23 protein-coding genes and 1 tRNA gene are annotated in these 21,663 nt (G+C 68.7%); 10 read left to right on the top strand and 14 right to left on the bottom strand.

The window, feature by feature from the left end:
• Window positions 1-2: 2 nt before the first annotated feature.
• The 5 genes from EV662_RS06605 to EV662_RS06585 form a co-directional block, all read right to left on the bottom strand.
• Window positions 3-650: a cytochrome b/b6 domain-containing protein gene (locus EV662_RS06605; RefSeq protein ID WP_132461367.1), complete on the bottom strand. Its 648-nt coding sequence runs from the start codon at window positions 648-650 to the stop codon at window positions 3-5.
• A 3-nt stretch (window positions 651-653) separates the two neighbouring features.
• Window positions 654-1,115 carry a c-type cytochrome gene (locus EV662_RS06600; protein WP_132461366.1) on the bottom strand — a complete coding sequence of 154 codons (462 nt, stop codon included), beginning with the start codon at window positions 1,113-1,115 and terminating at the stop codon, window positions 654-656.
• Between the two features lie 207 nt (window positions 1,116-1,322).
• Window positions 1,323-2,054: a gamma-glutamyl-gamma-aminobutyrate hydrolase family protein gene (locus EV662_RS06595; RefSeq protein ID WP_132461365.1), complete on the bottom strand. Its 732-nt coding sequence runs from the start codon at window positions 2,052-2,054 to the stop codon at window positions 1,323-1,325.
• Window positions 2,051-3,040: an amidoligase family protein gene (locus EV662_RS06590; RefSeq protein WP_165915544.1), complete on the bottom strand. Its 990-nt coding sequence runs from the start codon at window positions 3,038-3,040 to the stop codon at window positions 2,051-2,053. Before EV662_RS06590 ends, EV662_RS06595 begins: the two co-directional genes overlap by 4 nt.
• Window positions 3,041-3,094: 54 nt before the next feature.
• The gene (locus EV662_RS06585) at window positions 3,095-3,418 is read right to left on the bottom strand and encodes a HesB/IscA family protein (RefSeq protein ID WP_132461588.1); all 324 of its coding nucleotides are present in this window, start codon (window positions 3,416-3,418) and stop codon (window positions 3,095-3,097) included.
• Between the two features lie 85 nt (window positions 3,419-3,503).
• Here EV662_RS06585 and EV662_RS06580 point away from each other — a divergent pair, with 85 nt between their 5' ends.
• The 8 genes from EV662_RS06580 to EV662_RS06545 all read left to right on the top strand — a co-directional run bounded on the left by EV662_RS06580 (window position 3,504) and on the right by EV662_RS06545 (window position 11,989).
• Window positions 3,504-4,652 (top strand): deoxyguanosinetriphosphate triphosphohydrolase, encoded by a 1,149-nt coding sequence (locus EV662_RS06580; protein ID WP_132461363.1) that lies wholly within the window; start codon window positions 3,504-3,506, stop codon window positions 4,650-4,652.
• A gap of 9 nt (window positions 4,653-4,661) precedes the next feature.
• Window positions 4,662-6,485 (top strand): cation:proton antiporter, encoded by a 1,824-nt coding sequence (locus EV662_RS06575; protein ID WP_132461362.1) that lies wholly within the window; start codon window positions 4,662-4,664, stop codon window positions 6,483-6,485.
• 49 nt (window positions 6,486-6,534) lie between these two features.
• Window positions 6,535-8,280 carry an arginine--tRNA ligase gene (argS, locus tag EV662_RS06570; protein ID WP_132461361.1) on the top strand — a complete coding sequence of 582 codons (1,746 nt, stop codon included), beginning with the start codon at window positions 6,535-6,537 and terminating at the stop codon, window positions 8,278-8,280.
• Window positions 8,281-8,361: 81 nt separating this feature from the next.
• Window positions 8,362-9,300, top strand: a complete 939-nt coding sequence (locus tag EV662_RS06565; RefSeq protein WP_132461360.1) for an SPOR domain-containing protein — start codon at window positions 8,362-8,364, stop codon at window positions 9,298-9,300.
• On the top strand, window positions 9,297-10,313 hold the full coding sequence (nagZ, locus tag EV662_RS06560) for a beta-N-acetylhexosaminidase (RefSeq protein WP_132461359.1): 1,017 nt from the start codon (window positions 9,297-9,299) through the stop codon (window positions 10,311-10,313). The genes EV662_RS06565 and nagZ overlap by 4 nt, the downstream gene beginning before the upstream one ends.
• Window positions 10,306-11,109, top strand: coding sequence for a segregation and condensation protein A (locus EV662_RS06555; protein WP_132461358.1), 804 nt, complete (start codon window positions 10,306-10,308; stop codon window positions 11,107-11,109). The genes nagZ and EV662_RS06555 overlap by 8 nt, the downstream gene beginning before the upstream one ends.
• A complete protein-coding gene (scpB, locus tag EV662_RS06550) occupies window positions 11,106-11,750 on the top strand; it encodes an SMC-Scp complex subunit ScpB (protein ID WP_132461357.1) in 645 nt (214 codons plus the stop codon). Before EV662_RS06555 ends, scpB begins: the two co-directional genes overlap by 4 nt.
• A gap of 23 nt (window positions 11,751-11,773) precedes the next feature.
• A complete protein-coding gene (locus EV662_RS06545) occupies window positions 11,774-11,989 on the top strand; it encodes a hypothetical protein (protein ID WP_132461356.1) in 216 nt (71 codons plus the stop codon).
• Here the strand turns inward: EV662_RS06545 and EV662_RS06540 are convergent.
• The 9 genes from EV662_RS06540 to EV662_RS06500 form a co-directional block, all read right to left on the bottom strand.
• On the bottom strand, window positions 11,986-13,359 hold the full coding sequence (locus EV662_RS06540; RefSeq protein WP_132461355.1) for an aminotransferase: 1,374 nt from the start codon (window positions 13,357-13,359) through the stop codon (window positions 11,986-11,988). The two genes, EV662_RS06545 and EV662_RS06540, sit on opposite strands and share 4 nt — an antisense overlap.
• Before the next feature lie 253 nt (window positions 13,360-13,612).
• Complete coding sequence (locus EV662_RS06535; RefSeq protein ID WP_132461354.1) at window positions 13,613-14,707, bottom strand: 2'-deoxycytidine 5'-triphosphate deaminase; 1,095 nt, start codon at window positions 14,705-14,707, stop codon at window positions 13,613-13,615.
• Between the two features lie 88 nt (window positions 14,708-14,795).
• Window positions 14,796-14,872: transfer RNA gene (locus EV662_RS06530), tRNA-Pro, on the bottom strand.
• Window positions 14,873-14,927: 55 nt separating this feature from the next.
• Window positions 14,928-15,956, bottom strand: a complete 1,029-nt coding sequence (locus tag EV662_RS19860) for a MerR family transcriptional regulator (RefSeq protein ID WP_243695793.1) — start codon at window positions 15,954-15,956, stop codon at window positions 14,928-14,930.
• A 12-nt stretch (window positions 15,957-15,968) separates the two neighbouring features.
• Window positions 15,969-16,280: an integration host factor subunit alpha gene (gene ihfA, locus EV662_RS06520; protein WP_132461353.1), complete on the bottom strand. Its 312-nt coding sequence runs from the start codon at window positions 16,278-16,280 to the stop codon at window positions 15,969-15,971.
• 111 nt (window positions 16,281-16,391) lie between these two features.
• Window positions 16,392-17,363 carry a beta-ketoacyl-ACP synthase III gene (locus EV662_RS06515; protein WP_132461352.1) on the bottom strand — a complete coding sequence of 324 codons (972 nt, stop codon included), beginning with the start codon at window positions 17,361-17,363 and terminating at the stop codon, window positions 16,392-16,394.
• A gap of 2 nt (window positions 17,364-17,365) precedes the next feature.
• Window positions 17,366-18,469: a phosphate acyltransferase PlsX gene (plsX, locus tag EV662_RS06510; RefSeq protein WP_132461351.1), complete on the bottom strand. Its 1,104-nt coding sequence runs from the start codon at window positions 18,467-18,469 to the stop codon at window positions 17,366-17,368.
• A 28-nt stretch (window positions 18,470-18,497) separates the two neighbouring features.
• Window positions 18,498-18,707 carry a 50S ribosomal protein L32 gene (gene rpmF / locus EV662_RS06505; RefSeq protein WP_132461350.1) on the bottom strand — a complete coding sequence of 70 codons (210 nt, stop codon included), beginning with the start codon at window positions 18,705-18,707 and terminating at the stop codon, window positions 18,498-18,500.
• Window positions 18,708-18,934: 227 nt separating this feature from the next.
• Window positions 18,935-20,155 (bottom strand): MFS transporter, encoded by a 1,221-nt coding sequence (locus EV662_RS06500; RefSeq protein WP_132461349.1) that lies wholly within the window; start codon window positions 20,153-20,155, stop codon window positions 18,935-18,937.
• 210 nt (window positions 20,156-20,365) lie between these two features.
• On the opposite strand from EV662_RS06500, the gene EV662_RS06495 reads away from it, so the two are divergent.
• Complete coding sequence (locus EV662_RS06495) at window positions 20,366-20,995, top strand: DNA-3-methyladenine glycosylase family protein (RefSeq protein ID WP_132461348.1); 630 nt, start codon at window positions 20,366-20,368, stop codon at window positions 20,993-20,995.
• Window positions 20,992-21,663: an alpha/beta hydrolase gene (locus EV662_RS06490; protein WP_132461347.1), complete on the top strand. Its 672-nt coding sequence runs from the start codon at window positions 20,992-20,994 to the stop codon at window positions 21,661-21,663. The genes EV662_RS06495 and EV662_RS06490 overlap by 4 nt, the downstream gene beginning before the upstream one ends.

The following is a 21,663-nucleotide window of genomic DNA, read 5'->3' as shown; positions in this document are numbered from 1 at the left end:
CGTCACAGGTCCTTGCGGACGGTTTTCTTGCCGGTGATCATCGGCGTGATCAGGTTCTCGCCCTTCCATTTCTTGTAAAAGGCGATGGCCGCGACGTGCAGCACCACGATGGCCAGCACGGCCCAGCTCAGCGTCGCGTGCCAGCCAAGGGCCGAGATCGCGGTGTCCGAGCTGACATACTGGGCCAGCGGTCCCACGTTGATGTAGTCCTCGGGATCGGCAAACAGGCCGGTGACCGCATGCACCGCCAGCAGACCCAGGATGATGAACACGAACAGCCCGCCCAGCGGGTTGTGTCCTGGCCAGTAGCTGGGCTTGCGATTGAACATCGAGCCGAGATATTTCACGAACGTGACGGGGCCGTAGATGAAATTCTTGAATCGCGCATGTTCGGGGCCGACGAATCCCCAGACCAGCCGGAATGCCAGCAGGCCCAGCACCGTGTAGCCAAACCAGAAATGCAGGGTCATCACGTCGGGGCCGAACTTTCCCAGGCCCCAGGCGCCCACGACCGCCACGAACAACGCCCAGTGGAACAGCCGCAGCAGCGGATCCCAGACGCGCACGGTCTCCACCGGGTGACGCGTCTCGTCATCGGCCCGGGCGGTGTCCCCGCCCGGGCCGGCACCATGGGTGCCCGTGTCCTTCATGGATCAGAAGTCCTTGGCGCGGTAGTCGTCGTGGCAGCCCTTGCAGGTGCCGCCCAGTTCCTGAACCGCCTTGGCAAGTTCCGCCTTGTCGAGGCCCGCGACCTCGTTCAGCTTTTCGACCGCCTGCACATAGGCCATGCCTTTTTCCTGCACGCCGGCGCCGTCTTCCCAGATCGCGGGCAGGGCGCGGGTCTTGCCGGGCATGTCGGCATTCGACGTGCCGGGGGCATAGAGATGGCCCATGTTGTACGACGTCAGCAGTTTCAGGTTGTCGGCATAGCCTTGGGCGGCAGCGCCGTCATAGTCGGTCTCGCCTTTCACCATCGACACCAGCGCGCCCATGTTGGCGCCCAGCAGGCTGTAGAAGCCGCGGCGGGCCTTGACCACTTCTTCGAGGTCGGCGGCAAAAGTGGCGGTGGCCGGCAGGGTGGCCAGGGCCGCAGTAAGCAGAAGTGCCTTGCGCATGGAAATCTCCGTCTCGTGAACAGGGGTTTATGTTTCTCGAGCTATCACGTCACCGTCGAGCGGTCACGTCACAGTTGTGTTTCGCGCGGATCACTGTGGTTTACCATGGGACGATCTGCCACATTTTCAGCATCGGAACGCTGGATTCGTAGCATGCACAGGATATGTGCGGTAATGTGGGGGGGCGCAGGCGCTCTTGCGCCGGGGTCAGGGCCGTGCCGGCTCGGCCATTTCTGCGTCGACCGCGGCCAGCTGCCCGCGATTGTAGCGGCGGGCCCGCGCCGCCGTGACCAGCGCCGCGAAAATCGCCCGCTGGCGGCGCGCATAGAACAGGTGTTCAGGGTGCCATTGCACGCCCAGCGCAAAGGGATCGTGGGCGCGTTCGATCGCCTGCACCATGCCGCCACGGTCGCGCGCGGCGACGATCACGTCCGTGCCCAGGCGGTCGACCGCCTGGGAATGCAGCGCGTTGACCCGCATCGGTTCGGTGCCGGTGACCTCGGCCAGCCGGGTGCCCTTGCAGACCCGAACGCGCTTTTTCGGCAGGATCGTCCAGATTCGGTCGGACGCGGTATAGGTCCCATAGGCATCCTGGTGTAGCGTGCCGCCCAGCGCCACGTTGATCATCTGCGCGCCGCGGCAGATACCCAGCACGGGGATGCCGCAGGCGAGGGCGGCCTCGACTAGCCCGCGTTCCAGGGCGTCGCGCGCCGGGTCCAGCCGGGCCGAGGTCACGATCTGCCCGCCATAGAGATCGGGCGAGATATCGTCGCCGCCGCCGATGATCAGCCCGTCCACCGCGCCCAGATCGGCGGGCCGTCCCGCCCCCCAACGCACCGCTCGCCCACCGGCCAGCCACAGGTTCAGCGCGACCAGCGGAAAAATCCGCCAGCCCGACTGCCGCGAGGTGGTGACCGCGATCCGGGGGCGTCGGCTCATGCCGGCTCCCAGGGTGCCAGCTCTTCCAGCCGGGTTTCCAGATGCGCGAACCAGTCGCCCCGCGTCGTGGTCAGCGCGCCGCGATAGGCCAGCCAATCCGCGGCCAGGCTGTCCAGCGCATCGGCGTCGGCTGCCAGCCGCTCGACCATGGCCCAGCGATTCCATTCATAGGCGATGCGCCAGCCGGCCTCGTCGATCCGGCAATCGGGCAGGCGGTAGTGAAAGGTGGGCCGCGCCGAGACCAGCCCGCCCTCGCCAAGCGCCGCGGTCACGCGCGCCGCGTCGAGATGGCGGAACAACGGCAGCAGGTCCAGCCCGCGGTTCCGGGTCGGCGTTTCGGCCAGGTAGGCGTCGATGAACGCGGCCAGGTCCCAGTCCCGGGCCTCTCCCGCCAGCCGGTCGACCAGGCTGCGCGGCCAGGGATCGACGAAGGGCAGGACCCGGCGCGCGGGGTCGATCGGGTCGGCCTTCCGCAGCCAGTCCTCGACCAGTGCGAAGGCGCGCGCCACGGGAAGGATCGCCTCCAGCGTCTCATCCGCGACCTCGGGGTTCAGGTGCAGACCGAAGCCAAGGAACATGCCATCCCGGCTTCCCTGTGCGCCCGCGGTCCGAAGCGCCCCGCGCAGCCGGTCGATGCTGGGCAACTGGTCGGGGGCAAGCGGCGGCGTGACGATTTCCACCGGCACCACGGCCCGGCTGAGATCCAGCCCCAGATCGGCCAGCGTGCTGCCCGCCTTGTCGCGCCACTGGGTGTCCAGGCAGATTTCGACCGCGCCCCACTCGGTGTCCTCGACGATTAATTCGTGCGCGGTTTTTTCCTGCACTTGCCCGCCGATCGTATCGGCCACCAGCCGCGCAGCCTCGGCTTCGGTCAGCCCGCCGAACTCGATCTCGATGCCGGTCTTGCGCGGATCACCTGCCGCTGTGGCCTCGGGGCAGAGCGGCAGGAACCGGTCGCGCGGCACCAGGGCTGTGATGTTGTCCATGCGGTCGGCCTTTCCGCGGGGGTGCCCCCCGTCTGTCATGCCCCGCCCGGCGCGTCACATCGAGAACGACGTGCCGCAGCCGCAGGAGCTTGTCGCGTTCGGATTTTCGATAACGAAGCGCGCGCCGATAAGTTCCTCGGTAAAGTCGATCGTGGCGTTCGAAAGGAACGGCAGCGACACAGAGTCCACCACCACCCGCTCACCTTCGCCCTCAAGGACCAGGTCATCCGCGGCGGGCTCGTCCAACGTGATCTCGTACTGAAACCCGGAACAGCCGCCCCCCTCGACCGCGATGCGCAGCGCCTTGCCCTGCGCGGCTGCCCCGATCTCGGCCAGCCGGGCAAAGGCGCGGTCGGTGACTTTCGGCGGCAGGTTCAGGTCCATGGCGCGCGTTTCCCCTGTGTCCAAATGGTTCCCCGTTCAATATATGGGGTTCACCACCGGGAACAAGCGACGAGGCCCCATGCTCGCCCCCTATGCCTGCGATCCCGCCGCCAGCCGCGGCCGTTTCCACCCCGAAGAGGAAAGCGCCTTTCGCTCGGCGTTCCAGCGCGACCGCGACCGGATCATCCATTCTTCGGCCTTCCGCCGCCTTATGCACAAGACGCAGGTCTTCGTGGTGCACGAGGGCGACAGTTTCCGCACCCGGCTGACCCATTCCATCGAGGTCGCGCAGGTGGCGCGCACCATCGCCGGAGTTCTGGGGCTGAACGGCGAGCTGACCGAGGCCGTGGCCCTGGCCCATGACCTGGGCCACACGCCCTTCGGCCATACCGGAGAGGATGCGCTGGCCGCCGCTATGGCGCCTTTCGGCGGGTTCGACCACAACGCCCAGGCGATCCGCATCGTGACCGGGCTGGAACGCCACTATGCCGAATTCGACGGGCTGAACCTGACATGGGAGGCGCTGGAAGGCATCGCCAAGCATAACGGTCCCGTGACTGGCTCGCTGCCCTACGCGCTGGCCGATTATAACGCCCGCCACGACCTGGAACTGGACACCCATGCCAGCGCCGAGGCGCAGGTCGCGGCCCTTGCCGACGACATCGCCTATAACAACCACGACCTGCATGACGGTCTGCGCGCTGGGCTGTTCACCGAGGACGAACTGGCCGCTCTTCCGATCCTCGACGCCTGTTTCGCCGAGGTCGACCGCGCCTATCCCCATCTGGATGCCAAACGCCGCCGCCACGAGGCGCTGCGGCGGTTCTTCGGCGTGATGGTCGAGAACGTCATCGGCAGTGCGCGCGCCGCGCTGGAAGATGCCGCCCCCGCCAGTGCCGCCGAGGTGCGCGCCCTAGGCCGACCGGTGGTGCGCTTCACCGACGCGCTCTGGGCCGACCTGAAACAGATCCGCGCTTTCCTGTTTCAACGGATGTATCGCGCCCCCTCGGTGATGAAGGTGCGCGCCGAGGTGACCCGGGTGGTCGCGGACCTGTTCCCGCTCTACCTGCACGACCCGGGCCTGATGCCCGAGAAATGGCGCGAGGACGTGGCCGCCGCGGCGGATGAAACGGAACTGGCGCGGATCGTGGCCGATTACATTGCCGGAATGACCGACCGCTTCGCCATGCAGGAGCATGAACGGCTGGTCGGTCCGGCGTCGGGATAGGAAACAGGCATGGCAACGGGAACCGAAGGGGCACTGGGCCCGGTGATGGCCTTCGCGCTGGTGGGCGGACTGGGCGTCGGGGCGCAATGGCTGGCCTGGCGTCTGCGGATGCCCGCCATCGTGCTGATGCTGGTGGCGGGTCTTGTCGTGGGGCCGGGGCTGGGCCTGTTCGATCCCGCGCGCGACATCGGTGCGCTGATGGCGCCGATCATCGCCATCGCGGTGGCGATCATCCTGTTCGAGGGCGGGCTGACGCTGAACTTCCACTCGCTGGCCGATGCCGCGCCCGGCGTGCGGCGGCTGGTGGTGCTGGGCGCGCCGCTGGGCTGGTTGTTCTCGGCGCTGGCGCTGCATTACGTGGCCGGGCTCGGATGGCCGGCCTCGGCGGTGTTCGGGGGCATCCTGATCGTCACGGGGCCCACGGTGATCGCGCCGCTGCTGCGCCAGGCACGGCTGTCGCGCCGCCCCGCGCAGCTCCTGCAGTGGGAGGCGATCGTCAACGACCCCGTGGGCGCGCTGGCCGCGGTGCTGGCCTTCGAGGTGGTGATCGTCCTGGAATCGAACCTGACCCTGGGCGCGGCCGCCCTCGACATGGCAACCGGCATCGCGGTGGCGCTGGTGCTGGGGCTTTTGTCCGGCTGGGGCCTGTCGGCCGCGTTCCGCCGGGCGCTGGTGGCCGAGTACATGAAGGTGCCGGTGCTTTTCGCGGTACTCCTGCTGACCTTCGCGCTGTCCGATGCGGTGCTGCACGAAAGCGGGCTTCTGGCGGTGACCGTCATGGGCATCTTCATCGCCAACGCGGACCTTCCGTCCTATGCCGAGATCCGCCGCTTCAAGGAACATGCGACGATCCTGCTGGTGTCGGGGGTGTTCATCCTTCTGGCCGCCAGCATGGATGTCGACGCGCTAAAGATGCTGGACTGGCGGGCGCTGGGCTTTGTCCTGGTCGCGATCTTCTTGGCCCGGCCCGCTACGGTGCTTTTGTCGCTGGCGTTTTCCTCGGTGCCCTGGCGCGAACGCTGGCTCGTCGCGCTGACCGGCCCGCGCGGCGTTGTCCTGGTCGCCGTCGCGGGCCTGTTCGGCGAACGGCTGACCGCTCTGGGGCTTGAGGACGGCGCGCGGATCGGCCCGCTGGCCTTCGCGCTGGTGGCCGCGACGGTGGTGCTGCACGGCTTTACCATGGCGCCGTTGGCGCGCTGGCTGGGGCTGACCGGGGCGGAAACGCCGGGCGTGATCGTCGTCGGCGGCTCCAGCTGGGCCACGGGTTTTGCCGAGGCGCTGAAAAAGGCCGAGGTGCCGGTGCTGATCGCCGACCCGAACCGCGCGCGGCTCAGATCGGCGCGCGAGGCGGGGCTGCCCACCTTTTACGGCGATATCCTGTCCGAGGCGGCGGAACACTCGGTGGAACTGGTCAGCTATGGCACGGTCGTCGCCGCCACCGACAACGATGCATACAATACGCTGGTGGCCACCGACCTTGGCCCGGAATTCGGCCGCGAACATGTCTACCAGTTGAAACGCGCGAAACAGGAAAGCCGCCGCCATGCGCTGCCGGCCAGCCTGGGTGGCCAGCCGCTGGGTGCCGGGCAAAGCTATTTCGAGCTGAACCGCCTGATGACCGAGGGCTGGCGCTTTCGCAGCACCCGCCTGTCCGACGAGTTCACCCGCGACCAATGGCGCGAGAAGAACCCCGAGGCGGTGATTTTCGCGGTCGTCGGCCCGAACGGCACGCCACGGCTGGTCTCCTCCGAGGATAGCCCGCGCGCAGGCGCCGGAAGCCGCCTGATCGCGCTGGCGCCTCCGGGCGAGGCCGCGCAGGCCGCCGCCGGTTGACGCGGCCCCGCCCGGTGGTAAACCGCGCGTCAAGCCGAAAGGGATGGACATGAACCTCTTTACCGATCTCCGCGCGCTCGTGATCGACAGCCTGAACGCAATGGCCGCCGAGGGTGCGCTGCCCGCGGGCCTCGACCTGTCGAACGTGGCGGTCGAACCGCCCCGCGATGCCGCCCATGGCGACATGGCCACCAACGCCGCGATGGTGCTAGCGAAACCCGCCGGTCGAAAGCCCCGCGACATCGCCGAAGCGCTGGCCCCCCGCCTGATGGCCGACCCCCGCGTGGACCTGGCCGAGGTCGCGGGGCCGGGCTTTCTCAACCTGCGTCTGGCACCCGCCGTCTGGCAGGGCGTGATCGGCCGCGTACTGGCCGAGGGCACCGATTTCGGCCGGTCGGCCATGGGGCAGGGGCAAAAGGTCAATGTCGAATACGTCTCGGCCAACCCCACCGGCCCGCTGCATGTCGGCCACACCCGGGGCGCGGTCTTCGGTGACGCGCTGGCGAACCTGCTGGACTATTCCGGGCATGCGGTGACGCGCGAATACTACATCAACGACGGCGGTGCGCAGGTCGACGTGCTGGCCCGCTCGGTCTACCTGCGCTATCTTGAGGCGCACGGCCAGCAGGTGGCGTTCGAGGACGGCACCTATCCCGGCGACTACCTGATCGAGGTCGGCGAGGCGCTGAAGGCGCAGGTGGGCGAGGCCTATATCGGCCAACCCGAGGAGGTGTGGCTGGCCGAGGTCCGCGATTTCGCGACAGACAAGATGATGGACCTGATCCGCGCCGATCTGGCTGCGCTGGGCGTCACGATGGACGTGTTCTTCAGCGAGAAATCGCTTTACGGCACCGGCCGGATCGAGGCCGCGATCGACGCGTTGCGCGACAAGGGGCTGATCTATCTCGGCGTGCTGGAACCGCCCAAGGGCAAGACCCCAGAGGATTGGGAACCGCGCGAACAGACCCTGTTCAAGTCCACCGAACATGGCGACGACGTGGACCGCCCGATCATGAAGTCGGATGGCAGCTGGACCTATTTCGCCCCGGACATCGCCTATCATTTCGACAAGATTTCCAGGGGGTTCGACCAGCTTATTGATGTATTCGGCGCCGATCACGGCGGTTATGTCAAACGGATGAAAGCCGCCGTTTCGGCGCTGTCCGATGGCAAGGTCCCACTCGACATCAAGCTAACGCAGCTGGTCAAGCTGTTCAAGAACGGCGAGCCCTTCAAGATGTCGAAACGCGCGGGCACCTTCGTGACGCTGCGCGACGTGGTCGACCAGGTGGGTTCGGACGTCACTCGGTTCCACATGCTGACGCGCAAGAACGACGCGCCCCTGGATTTCGATTTCGACAAGGTTCTGGAACAGTCCAAGGACAACCCCGTCTTCTACGTGCAATACGCCAATGCCCGCGTGCATTCGGTGCTGCGCAAGGCCGCCGAGGCGGGGATCGCCGCCGACGATGCGACGCTTGGCGCCGCCGACCTGGCACAGCTTGCCCACGAGGCCGAAATCGCGGTCGCCAGAAAGCTGGCCGAATGGCCTCGGCTGGTGGAAATCGCCGCGCGCAGCCATGAACCGCACCGGGTCGCGTTCTACCTCTACGACCTTGCGTCCGAGTTCCACGCGCTCTGGAACAAGGGCAACGAAGACCCCGGTTTGCGCTTCCTGCAAGAGGGCGATCCGGCCACAAGCCAGGCCAAAATCGCGCTGGCCCGTGCCGTTTCCGTTGTGATTTCCGCCGGTCTTGGTATTCTTGGCGTCACCCCGGTCGAGGAAATGCGCTGAAAAACAAGGCGTAACCCGCCCGGGGTCGAGACAGGCAAGACAACCAACCGGGGACAAAGACGCCCCGGAAACGAGGCGGCAATGGCAGATATTGATTTCGACGCGATCGGTGCGTCGGTTGCGGGCGATCCGCAGCCGACGCTCAAGACGATGCTGAACTGGGCCGGCGGCGCGCTTTCGCTTTCGCTGGTGGCGGGGCTTGCGGTCTGGGGTTACCAGATCATGGTGCGCGACGTCACCGGCGTGCCGGTGGTGCGTGCCCTCGAAGGCCCGATCCGGGTCGCCCCCGAGGATCCGGGCGGGGCGCAGGCCGAACACCAGGGCCTTGCGGTGAACCGCGTCGCCGCCGAGGGCGAGGCCGCGCCGCCCGCCGACACGCTGCGCTTGGCGCCCCGGCCCGTGACCCTCGCCGACGAAGACCGCCCGCGCCCCGAACTGGCGCCCGAGGAGCTGACCGCTCTGCCCGAAGTGACGGCGTCAATCGCCGCGCCCGAGCCGTTGGCCTCGGCGCTGGCCCCCTCCGATGAGATCGCGCTGGCCCCCGAACTCGCGGCCGAGGCCGCGCCCTTCGAGGTCGTCGGCGAAACCGGCGAAGAGGTGGTCCTGCCGCTGGTCGAACTGCCCCAGGGCGCGCTCAGCCATTCGCCGCGGCCCTTGGCCCGGCCCGATGACGTGGACCTTGCCGCGCGCGCGGCCATCGCTGCCGCAACCGCTTCGCTTGCCCCGCGCGGGGTAACGGAACTGGCCGCGGCCGACGTGATCCCGGGCACCGCGCTGGTGCAACTGGGCGCCTTCGACAACGCCGACGAGGCGCGCGGCGTCTGGGAGATGCTGGCAGGCCAGGGCCGTTTCGCCGAATTCTTCGACGAAAAATCCCGTGTGATCCAGGAAACCGAGGGCGGCGGGCGCACCTTCTACCGGCTGCGCGCGGCGGGCTTTGCCGATATCGCGGATGCGCGCCGCTTCTGTGCCGCGCTGATGGCCGAGGGTGCCGATTGCATCCCGGTAGTGGCCCGGTGAAGGACCGCGCCGGGGCTTTCATCCTCGGCTGTTCCGGTCCCGCGCTGACTGCGGCCGAGCGGCGCTTTTTCGCCGAGGCGAACCCGCTGGGTTTCATCCTGTTCGCGCGCAACATCAAGGACCCCGCCCAGTTGCGCGGCCTGACCGACGCGCTGCGCGACACTGTCGGGCGCAACGCGCCGATCCTGATCGACCAGGAAGGCGGCCGCGTGCAGCGCCTGAACCCGCCGCATTGGCGCCCCTGGGCGCCCGCGGCCGACCAGATCGCCGCCGTCGGGCCCCAGCATGCCGCGCGCTCGATGTTCCTGCGCTCGCGGTTGATCGCACGCGAACTTCACTGGATGGGCATCGACGTGAACTGTGCGCCGCTGGCCGATATCGCCCGGCCCGAAACCCACGCCATCCTGAAAAACCGCTGTTATGGCACTGAACCGGGACCTGTGGCCAAGATCGCCCGTGCCGTGGCCGACGGGTTGCTGGAGGGCGGGGTGCTGCCGGTGCTGAAACACATCCCCGGCCATGGCCGTGCCACCGTCGACAGCCACCTGGCACTCCCGCGGGTCAAGACGCCGATGGCCGCGCTCGAGGGCACCGATTTCGCCGCCTTCAAGGCACTGGCCGACCTGCCGCTTGGGATGACCGCCCATGTCGTCTACGACGCGCTCGATCCCGACCGTCCCGCGACCACCTCGCCCGAGGCCACCGCCTTCATCCGCAAGGAATTGGGCTTCGACGGCTTCCTGATGACCGACGACATCTCGATGCAGGCGCTGTCGGGCGACATCGCTGACCGCTGCACCGCCGGGCTCAGGGCCGGGTGCGATGCGGTCTTGCATTGCAACGGCAATCTGGCCGAGATGGAAGCGGTGGCGACGGCCAGCGGTACGCTTCGGGAAAAGGGGGCGGCGCGGGCCGCGCGTGCGTTGGCGCGCCGCCGCCCGCCGGTGCCCTCCGATATCGCGGCGCTGGTGGCCGAACTGGACGCGTTGCTGGGAAAGAGGCGCGATGCCTGAGACAGGCCCCGACCGCTTCGAAGAGGGACCCGCCCGGGACCCCGTCGCCGCCCGGCTGGCCGCCGAGGCGCTGATCGTCGATGTCGAGGGCTTCGAGGGTCCGCTGGACATGCTTCTGACGCTCGCGCGGACGCAAAAGGTCGACCTGCGCCGCGTCTCGGTTCTGCAGCTGGCCGAGCAATATCTCGCCTTCATCGAACAGGCCAAGGCGCTGCGGATCGAACTTGCCGCCGATTACCTGGTGATGGCGGCCTGGCTCGCCTTCCTGAAATCGCGTCTCCTGCTGCCGCCCGATCCCGAGGAAGACGGCCCCTCGGGCGAGGAACTGGCCGCCCACCTCGCGTTCCAGCTGGAGCGGCTGGAGGCGATGCGCGCGGCGGCCGCGCGGCTGATGGGGCGCGACCAGAAGGGGCGCGACTTCTTCGTGCGCGGCATCCCCGAGGACGTGACCCGCATCCGCCGGGTGGAATATACCGCGACCCTTCTGGACCTGATGCAGGCCTATGCCCGCATCCGCACCAAGGACGAATTCCGGCCCTACGTCTTCGACCGCGACGCGCTTTACACAATGGAAGAGGCGCTGGAACGGATGCGCGGGCTGTTGGGCTATGCCGGGGAATGGGTCGATCTGGTCACCTGGCTGCCCGAGGGCTGGGAAACCGACCCGGTGCGCCGGCGCACCGCCACCGCCGCCCATTTCGCCGCCAGCCTGGAACTGGCCAAGCAGGGCCAGATCGAGATCCGCCAGTCCGACACCTTCGCGCCGATCCATATCCGCCGGAAGGGGGCGCGATGACCGACCGCGAGCGGGACCAGGAGGACAGCCTTTTCGAGGCTCCCCCCATGGCCGAGCAGGAGCGCATGGTCGAGGCGATCCTGTTCGCCTCTGCCGAGCCGCTGCGCGTGGCCGATCTGAACGCGCGCATGCCCCATGGCTGTGACGCGGCCCTCGCGCTGACCCATCTGGCGCGCCGCTACGAGGGGCGTGGCGTGCGTCTGGTCCGGGTGGGCGAGTCCTGGGCGTTTCGCACCGCGCCCGATCTGGGTTTCCTGATGCAGAAGGAAACCACCGAACTGCGCAAGCTCAGCCGCGCCGCGATCGAGACGCTGGCCATCATCGCCTATCACCAGCCGGTCACCCGCGCCGAGATCGAGGAAATCCGCGGCGTCTCGGTCAGCCGGGGCACCGTCGACCAGTTGCTGGAACTGGAATGGATCCGTTTCGGGCGGCGCCGGATGACCCCGGGCCGCCCGGTGACCTATGTCGTCACCGAGGAATTCCTGGACCATTTCGGGCTGGAAAGCGCGCGCGACCTGCCGGGGCTAAAGGAACTGCGCGCCGCCGGCCTTCTGGACAGCCGCCCGATGCCAGGCACCTCGGACGAGGACGAGTCGGGCGAGGACGGCCAGGCCGAGATGTTCGAGGACGAAAGCTGACCCATGGCCGACAAGCGAGGGACATGATGATCCTGCCGCCGCATCTTTTGCACATGGCCGCCCGGACGGTGGTCCGGACGCTGCTTCACAAGGGGATCGAGGCCGGGGTCGAGGCTGCCGCCCGCCGCGCGCTTCAACGCGGCGCCAGCCCCGATCCAAAGGCCGAGGCGCGGGCGCGTACCGCCGCCAAGGGCGCGCGGCAGGCCGTTCGGCTGGCCCGCCGCGCCGGTCGCCTTTAGCCCGCCCCGATCTCGGCAAAGACCCGGGTCAGCGCCGCCTCCAACTTGTCGAACATCTCGTCCATCTGCGCCTCGGTCAGGATGAAGGGCGGGCACAGAACGATGGACTGGCCCAGGGGCCGGCAGATCAGGCCGTGATCGGTGCAGGTATTGGCGATCCGCTCGCTGACCGACAGGTCGGACGGGAAGGGGGTCTTGGTCGCCTTGTCGGCCACCGCCTCCAGTGCGCCCATCAACCCCTTGCCGCGCCATTCGCCGATATGGGGATGCTCGGCCAGCCGCTGCATCCCCGCCTCGAACCGCGGCGTCATGGCGCGCACATTGTCCAGAAGCCCCTCGTTCAGGATCACGTCGATGGCCTTCAGCGCGATGGCGCAGCCCACCGGGTGTCCGCTGGCGGTGAAGCCATGCGGGAATTCCTCGACTGCCTCGGCCGCGGCGTGCAGCCGGTCGGCCAGGTCGGAGCCCAGGATCACCGCGCCCATCGGGAAATACCCCGCCGTCAGCGCCTTGGAACTGATGATCGCGTCGGGCACGAACCCGTAGGTCTCGCAGCCCCAGACCTCGCCCGTCCGGCCAAAGCCGCAGATCACCTCGTCGGCGACCAGCGGGATGCCATGGCGCTTCAGGATCGGCTGGATCGCCTGGAAATAGCCCGCAGAGGGCGGGATCACCCCGCCGGCCCCCATCACCGGCTCGGCAAAGAACCCCGCGATCGTCTCGGCCCCTTCGCGCGCGATCACCTCTTCCAGCTCGGCGGCCAGGCGCGCGGTGAATTCGCCCTCGGTTTCGCCCGGCCGCCCCTCGCGCCAGTAATGCGGACAGGTCAGGTGGACGAATCCCGGCAGGGGCAGCCCGAACAGCGCGTTATACGGCTTTCCGGTCATCGAGGCCGAAACGGCCGTCACGCCGTGATAGGAATTCACCCGCGTCAGGATCTTGCGCCGCTCTGGCGCGCCTTCGGCGCCCGCCAGGAACCACAGCATCTTGGCCAGCGTGTCGTTCGCCTCGGACCCCGAATTGGTATAGAACACCCGGCCCCGGTCGAAGGGCGAGACCTCGACCAGTTTCTCCGACAGCATCACCGTCTGGTCCGACATCCGCCCGAAAAACGCGTGATACCCGGGGAAGCGGTCATATTGCGCCTTGGCCGCCGCGGCCAGCCCCGCATGGTCGAACCCCGCGACCATGTTCCAAAGTCCGGAATTGGCGTCCAGATAGCGCCGGCCATGGGTGTCGACGATATAGGGCCCCTCGCCATGGGTCAGCACGACCGTGCCGCGGGCATGGATCGAGGGCAGGTCGGTGAAGCCGTAGAAAGTCGCAGCCTCGGCGCGGGCTTCCCAGCTATTGGCGGCGGTGTCGGGCATGGTGGTGGGCTCCTGCGGAAACGCTGTGCAGACGCTATCGCCGGGGCGGGGCGCGTGCAATCGCGTTGCGTGCGGGCGCCTTGCGCCGTCGCGTCAAGCCTTCGGCGAAGGGAAAAAGGGTGCATGGACTGCCCCGCGCCGCCCGGCTAGATCGCGCAGGTCCGGGCCGATATGCCGCGGCGCCCGTTGGCCGGAATGTACGGCGAACGGACGCGATCGCGGTTTCACCGGGAAACCGGCGCCCTTGAACGGATCAGCCGGCGCGGGGTGTGCGGAAATGCTTGGACAGCTTCAATCCCTGGCCCTGGTAGTTCGACGCGATCCCCGCGCCGTAGAGCGTTTCGGGACGCGCGGCCATCCGTTCATAGACCAGCCGGCCAACGACCTGCCCGTGTTCCAGCACGAAGGGGGCCTCGTGACAGCGTACCTCCAGCACGCCGCGCGACCCCGTGCCGCCGGCCGCATCATGGCCGAATCCGGGATCGAAAAAGCCCGCGTAATGCACCCGGAACTCGCCCACCATCGCCAGGTAGGGCGCCATTTCGGCGGCGTAATCGGGCGGGATATGCACCGATTCGCGACTGACGAGGATATAGAAGGCGCCGGGGTCGAGGATGATCCGGCCCTTGTCGGTGCGCAGCTCCTCCCAGAACTCTGCCGGGTCATGGGCGCCGATCCGGTCCAGGTCGATCACCCCCGAATGCGGCTTGGCGCGATAGCCCACGAGGTCGCCGTCGCCCGGTCTCAGATCGACCGAAAAGCCCAGCCCTTCCGAGATTACCGCCGGGCCGCCCGCGACCAGCCGCACCCGGTCATGCAGCGCCTGCAGCTCGGCATCGCTCAGAACCGCCTGGCCGCGGCGGAACCGCACCTGGTTCAGCCGCTGCCCGGGCCGCACCAGCACCGAGAACGACCGGGGGCAGATCTCCGCGTAAAGCGGTCCGTTATAGCCGGGGCGGATGCGGTCGAATTCGACCCCGCCATCGGTGATCGCGCGGGTCAGCAGGTCCAGCCGCCCGGTCGAGCTTTTGGCGTTGGCCACCGCCTGGATGTCGTCGGGCAGGGCCAGCCGTTCCATCAGCGGCACGACATAGACACAGCCCTTTTCCAGCACGGCTCCGCCCGTAAGGTCGATCCGGTGCATCTCGAAATCGGCAAGCCGTTCGGCCACCGTGCGCGCGGCCCCCGCCAGGAACGAGGCGCGCACCCGATAGGCCACATTGCCCAGCCTGAGGTCCAGCGAGGCGGGCTGCACCTGACCCTCGGCCAGCGGCGCGTCCAGGCCGATCGCGCCGGTCTCGATCAGCTTTCGGATATCCTGGGCGGGCAGAACGCCGGTGCCGGTCATCGCATCCCCTCCGACTGCGCCCGGGCGGGCGGACCCCGGAAACATCACCGCCCGCGGCCCGAAAGGGGCGCGCGGGCGGGTGTGATGATGGTCGGGCTAGCAGGACTTGAACCTGCGACCTTCCGTCCCCCAGACGGACGCGCTACCAGACTGCGCCATAGCCCGACACGGGGCGTGTCATACCATGTCTGACGCCGGGGGCAAGTCGCAAAACCCACGATCAGCCGTGCCGATTTGCGCCCCGATCATCGGCCTGCATCCGCTCGTTCAGCGTGCGCAGCCGGCTGATCGCCTGGGCCGCCACCTGGTGGTCCTCGGCCAGCGCCTTGCGCAGCGCGGGCCTGCGAATCCAGGTCCTGAGCGGGGCGCTTGCCGGTATGAAGGCCGGGTCGTCGTCGGCCGGATCGGTGCGCGCGATATCAACGCCCAGCGGGGCGGGTGCGGCCGGTTCGGGTGCGGCGGCGGGGGGCGCCATTGCAGGCACGGCGGGTTCGGGCTCGGGCGTGGCCCCCGCAGGCGGCTCAGGCGCAGCGTCCTGGGCCGACTCGGGCGCATCGGATTCGGGTGCCGCGGCCGCCGGGGCAGGGGAAGGTGCGGCGGGTTCCAATGCCGCCTCGGCGGGCTGCGGATGGCGGCGGAAGGTCGGCATGGGCGCCGGTTCGGGCGCGGACTCCGGGTCCGGTGCGGTTTCGGAGATGGCTCCGGCGGCGGCGGGCTCGGATTTCGCCCGCGGCGCGTCCAGGTCCAGCCCCGGCAGAATCGCCTCGTCCGGTTCGGGGCGCGGACGCGGGCGCTGGACGATCGCCACCACCTCGGCCTCCTCGATCTCGGCCTCGGCGTCTTCCTGCATCGGCGCCTCGGGTGCCACGTCCTCGTCGGCGCCAATCCCCGACTCGGCGCCGGTAATCGTGGACGCGGGGCCATCCTCCAGCCGTTCGGCCTCGCCCTCGATCAGCAACCCCGCCGCGCCTTCCTCCAGCGGGGGCGACAGCGCCGAGACGGCCTTCACCCCCTCTTCGCGCAGGATCTTCTGCACGCCGCGGATCGTCAGCCCGTCCTCGTGCAGCAGTTTCTTGATGCCGCCCAGCAGCCTCATGTCGGCGGGCCGGTAATAGCGCCGTCCGCCCGCCCGTTTCACCGGCTTGACCTGGGTGAACCGGCTTTCCCAGAAGCGCAGCACATGGGCCGGCGTGTCCAGCCACGCCGCCACCTCGCTGATCGTGCGAAAGGCTTCGGGGGATTTGTCCATGATCCCGGGCCCTTAGCCCGTCCGCCCGGCATTTCCGGCGGCGACGCGGTCCTTCATCAGGTGCGACGGGCGAAAGGTCAGAACCCGACGGGGCAGGATCGGAACCTCTTCGCCGGTCTTCGGGTTGCGGCCGACCCGCGCGGCCTTTTCACGCACCGAGAACGTGCCGAAGGACGAGATCTTGACCGTCTCGCCGGCCACCAGCGCATCCGACATGTGCTGCAGCACGCTTTCCACAAGGTCGGCGGATTCGTTGCGCGACAGGCCCACCTCGCGGAATACGGCCTCGGTCAAATCCATACGTGTCAGCGTGTTGCCCGACATGACGCCCCCTCCAATGCGATCCGAAAATCCCCGTCTGCACAAGACCTTAGAGACAAACGAATTTCCGAGTCAACAGCAACGCCGGGGCTGGGGCGTTTTGCGCGGGACGGGTCACCAGCGCAGAACGACCGATCCCCAGGCCAGTCCGCCACCGATTGCCTCGGTCACGACCAGGTCGCCGGGCCGGATCTTGCCCTCGGCCTTGCCCACCGACAACGCCAGCGGGATCGACGCGGCCGAGGTGTTGCCATGGTCCTGCACGGTGACGATCACGCGGTCCATCGGCAGTTGCAACCGCTGGGCGGTCGCCTTGATGATCCGCAGGTTCGCCTGGTGCGGCACCAGCCAGTCGACATCGGCGCCCGTCAGCCCGGCCTTGTGCAACGCGGCATGGGCGGTGTCGGCCAGCTTCTCGACCGCGTGGCGGAACACTTCCTTGCCCAGCATCCGCAGATAGCCGGTCGTCCCGGTCGAGGTGCCGCCATCGACATACAGGATCTCGCGGTGGCGCCCGTCGGAATGCAGGTCGACCGCCAGCACCCCGCGATCATCCGACCCGCCCGCGCCCTCGGCCGCCTCAAGGATCAGCGCGCCCGCGCCATCCCCGAACAGCACGCAGGTGCCGCGATCCTGCCAGTCCATGATCCGGCTGAACGTCTCGGCGCCGATCACCATGACGCGGGCCGCCTGGCCGGTGGCGATCATCGCATTGGCCGTCGACAGAGCGAAAACGAACCCCGCGCAAACCGCCTGAACGTCAAAGGCAAAGCCGCGCGTCATGCCCAGCCCCGCCTGCACCATGGTCGCGCAGGACGGAAAGGTCAGATCGGCGGTCGAAGTGGCCAGAACGATTGCGTCGATATCGTCAGGGGTCAGGCCCGCATCGGCCAACGCCGCCTGCGCCGCGCGGATCGCCATGGCAGAGGTCGTCTCGCCCTCGGCGGCGAAATGGCGCCGTTCGATGCCCGAGCGGGTACGGATCCACTCGTCCGACGTCTCCAGGGTCTTTTCGAATTCGGCATTCTCGACGACGCGCGCCGGCAGGTAATGCCCTACACCCCTGACAATGGCCCTTGTTACCATTCCTACCGCTCGCCCCCGGCCACGTCCCGAGGCGCATCGTGGACCGGGCCGCCGGCGGATGCAACCCGCGCGGCCAGCCGCTCGGTAAAGCCCGACTGCGCCAGTTCGAAGGCCAGCCGCACGGCCGCCGCCACGCCGGTCGCATCCGACGCGCCGTGCGATTTCACCACCGTGCCGTTCAGCCCCAGGAAAACGCCGCCATTCACCCGGCGCGGGTCGATCCGTTTCTTCAGCCGGTTCAGCGAGGTCAGCGCCAGAAGCGCCGCGATCCGCGACAGCGGCGTCGCCTTGAACGCCTCGCGCATGAAATCCCCGATCAGGCGCGCGGTGCCCTCGCCGGTCTTCAGCGCGATATTGCCGGTAAACCCGTCGGTGACGATCACGTCGACATGGTCGGACGGGATATCGCCCCCCTCGACGAAGCCCACGAACTCGAAATTACCGGTTCCGGCCGCGTTCTCGATCAGGTCATGGGCGGCCTTCAGTTCGGCCCGGCCCTTGTTCTCTTCGGTGCCGACATTCAGGATGCCGACCCGCGGCCGCTCCAGGCCCAGGCCGTTGCGGGCATAGGACGCTCCCATCAGCGCGTATTGCAGCAGGTCGTGTTCATCGGCGCGCACATCCGCGCCCACGTCCAGCATCACGTTGAACCCCTGCGGGCTGCGGGACGGCCACAGGCAGGCGATCGCCGGGCGGTTCACGCCGGGCAGCTTCTTCAGCCGCATGATCGACAGCAACATCAGCGCGCCGGTGTTGCCGCAGGACACGCAGACCGGCGCCTCGCCATTGCGCACGCTGTCGATCGCCGACCACATCGAGGTACCCTGGCCATGCCGCATCACGTGGCTGGGCTTGGCGTCCATGGTGACAACCTCGGCGGCGTCGCGGATCTCGATCCGGTCCTCCAGCACACGCCGGCGCGCGACCAGCCGTTCCAGCTCGTCGCGCCGGCCATGCAGGATGAACCGGATGTCGGGATTCTTGGTGGCGGCCTTGGCCAGGCCGGCCACCACGGCAGAGGGGCCGTTATCGCCACCCATCGCGTCCACCGAAATGACGGTGCGCGGGGCCTCGCGGCGCGGCTCCTGACGGTGATCTGTATTCATGGTCGACGCGCGGGCCCGATTTCGGGCGTCAGGCCGCGTCGTCTTCGTCCAGGTCGAACTCGTCGGTCTGGGCCACGATCTCGCGATCGTCATAGTGGCCGCAGGCCGCGCAGACGTGGTGGGGGCGTTTCAGTTCGCCGCAGTTCGAGCACTCGGCCGGGTTGCCCGGAACCAGCGAGTCATGCGAGCGGCGATTGTTGCGGCGGGACCGCGTGACTTTGTTCTGAGGGACAGCCATGTCTCAACCTCGATCCTTCGGGGCCAGGGCCCGGTGGTGTTCTTTTTTGGGAAAGCGCGTCTCTCGGCGCGTCTCCGCGCGGCGTCCAACCCATCGTGCAAGCGAGGCCGGGAACATACTGCGATTCTGACCGGGCGCAAGTGTTTTTCTGGGGCGCCGCGGCGGTACATTTGCCGCGGGGAAAGGCCGGTCTTCGCGCTATCCCGGGCGCTGCACACCGGCCCGGCCTAACCGGCCTCGCGGGGCCGCATCACCAGCCAGATCAGCGCGCCCCCCGCCAGTGCCAGGAATGGCACCATCGCCAGGTTCACCGCGACCCAGCCCTGTTCCGCGGACCCGCCGGAACAGTTCATCAACCCCCCCGAGGCCAGCGACGCCATCGTCACGCCGCCGAAGACCAGCAGATCGTTCATCCCCTGCACCGCGCCGCGTTCCTCGGGGCCATGGGCCTGCGCCAGCATCGCGGTCGCCCCGATGAAGCCGAAATTCCAGCCCACACCCAGCAGGATCAGCGCCACGAAGAACTGCTCCAGCGCGACCCCGGTCAGGGCGACGCCCCCCGCCGCGGCCAGAATCGCCAGGCCCAGGGCCACGATCCGCTGCGCCCCATGCCGCGCGATCAGGTGCCCGGTAAAGAAACTGGGCACATACATCGCCAGAACATGCGCGGTTACGATATCGGCGGCGATCCCGGTCTCGAATCCGCAGCCCACCACCGCCAGGGGGGTCGAGGTCATCACCAGGTTCATCAGCGCGTAGGACACCATAGCGCAGATGATCGCCACCGCGATGGCCGGGTCGCGCAACATCTCGGCCCGGGTGCGGCCGTGATGATGCGCCGGGTCGCGCACGGGCGGGCGCGGAATGTCGAGGAACAGGAACAGGATCGGCCCGGCGATGTTGATCGCGATCACTGCCAGGTATGTGCCCAGGAAGGGCACCACCATCGCCTCGGCGGTCACCTTGACCAGTTGCGGCCCGATGATCGCGGCCGCCAGCCCGCCCGCCAGGACGTAGGAAATCGCCTTGGGCTGGAAATCGCCCGCGGCCGTGTCGGCGGCGGCAAAACGATAGAACCCCTGCGCCGACAGGTAGATGCCGGTCAGGAAGCTGCCCGCAAGGAACAGCGGAAACGACCCCTGAACCAGGCCCAGCGCCCCTACCGCTCCACCGGCCGCGCCCCCCAGCGTGCCCAGGATGAACCCCGCGCGCCGCCCGAACCGCTGCATCAGCGCCGCCAGCGGCGCCGCGGTCAGCATCGAACCCAGCACGATCAGCGACAGCGGCAGCGTCGCCCAGCACGGGTTCGGCGCCAGGCTTTGGCCCGCCAGCCCGCCAATGGTGAAGATCATCGGCATCTGCGCGCCCAAGAGCGCCTGCGCGGCCACGAGAATGGTGACGTTCTTCCGGGCGCGGGCGTCGGGCAGGGGCTGGGCGGCGTCGGTCATGCGCATTCCCTAGCGCGCGGCGCGCGGGCTGGAAAGGGGGCGCGCATCCACCGCCTCCCCTCTCGCGCCCCTGCTTCTTCTTGGTGCAAATACCCCGGGGGTCCGGGGGCAGCGCCCCCGGCCGGTCGCGGCTGCCATTGCCGGGGCGCAACCTCGCCGCATCCGGCCGAGCCTGTTGCCGCCCCGCAGTCCTGGCCTATGCTCGCCCCCATGTCCGAACGGATCATCCGAACCCATGACTGCCTGGCCGAGGGCGCGGCGCATCTGGTCCGTGTCGAGCCGCGCTTCGAACGGGCGCTGGCGCTGACCGGCCCGCTGCCGCTGCGGCGGCGGACGGACGGGTTCGATGCGCTCCTCTCGGCCATCGTCAGCCAGCAGGTCTCGGTCGCCGCGGCCGATGCGATCTGGGGCCGTTTGCAGGCGGCGGGGCTGACCGAACCCGACGCGATCGCCGCAGCGACCGAGGAGGATCTGCGCGCCTGCGGGCTGTCGCGCCATAAAATCCGCTATGCCCGCGCGCTGGCCGGGGCGGGGATCGACTATGCTGCGCTGCGCGCGGCCCCGACCGAGCAGGTCGTGGCCCGCCTGGTCGAGGTGCCCGGAATCGGCCGCTGGACCGCCGAGATCTACGCGATGTTCTCGCTCGGCCGCGCCGATGTCTTCGCCCCCGCCGACCTCGCGCTTCAGGAATCGGCGCGGCTCCTGTTCGACTTGCCCGAACGGCCGAAAGAACGCGCCCTGCGCGATATGGCCGAACCCTGGGCGCCCTGGCGGGCGGTTGCCGCGCGCGCGCTCTGGGCCTACTACCGTGTGGCGAAAGACCGGGAGGGTATCAGGTGACACGCGTTCTGGAGGCGGGCCGCGCGGGCGCGGCCAAGGGCGAGGCCGAGCGGCTGGTGATTTTCCTGCACGGCTACGGCGCGAACGGGGCGGACCTGCTGGGGCTGGCCGAGCCGCTCGCCCCGCACATGCCGGGCACCGCGTTCCTGTCTCCCGATGCGCCCGAGGCCTGTGCCGGGGTGCCCTTCGGCTATCAGTGGTTCCCGATCCCCTGGATCGACGGCTCCTCCGAGGAGCAGAGCGAGGCGGGCATGATGCGCGCCGTCGACGACCTGAACGCCTGGCTCGACCGCGTCGCCGAGGACGAGGGGGTCGGCCCGCGCCAGACGATTCTCCTGGGGTTTTCCCAGGGCACCATGATGGCGCTGCACGTGGGCGCGCGGCGCGCGCCGGCCTATGCGGGCATCGTCGGCTTTTCGGGGCGGCTTCTGGCGCCCGAACTGCTGGCCGATGAAATGGTCGCCCGCCCCCCCGTTCTGCTGGTCCATGGCGATGCCGACGACGTTGTGCCACCCGAAGCCCTGCCCGAGGCAGGCAACGCGCTGAGTGCGGCGGGTTTCGACGTCTACGCCCATATCATGAAGGGCACCGGCCACGGCATCGCCCCCGACGGCCTGTCGGTGGCGCTGGCCTTCATGCGCGAACGGCTGGGCATCCTGCCCGGCTGA

The sequence above is a fragment of the Rhodovulum marinum genome (genome assembly GCF_004343075.1).
GTDB lineage: Bacteria > Pseudomonadota > Alphaproteobacteria > Rhodobacterales > Rhodobacteraceae > Rhodovulum > Rhodovulum marinum.
This window is presented reverse-complemented; position numbering and strand designations above follow the sequence as displayed.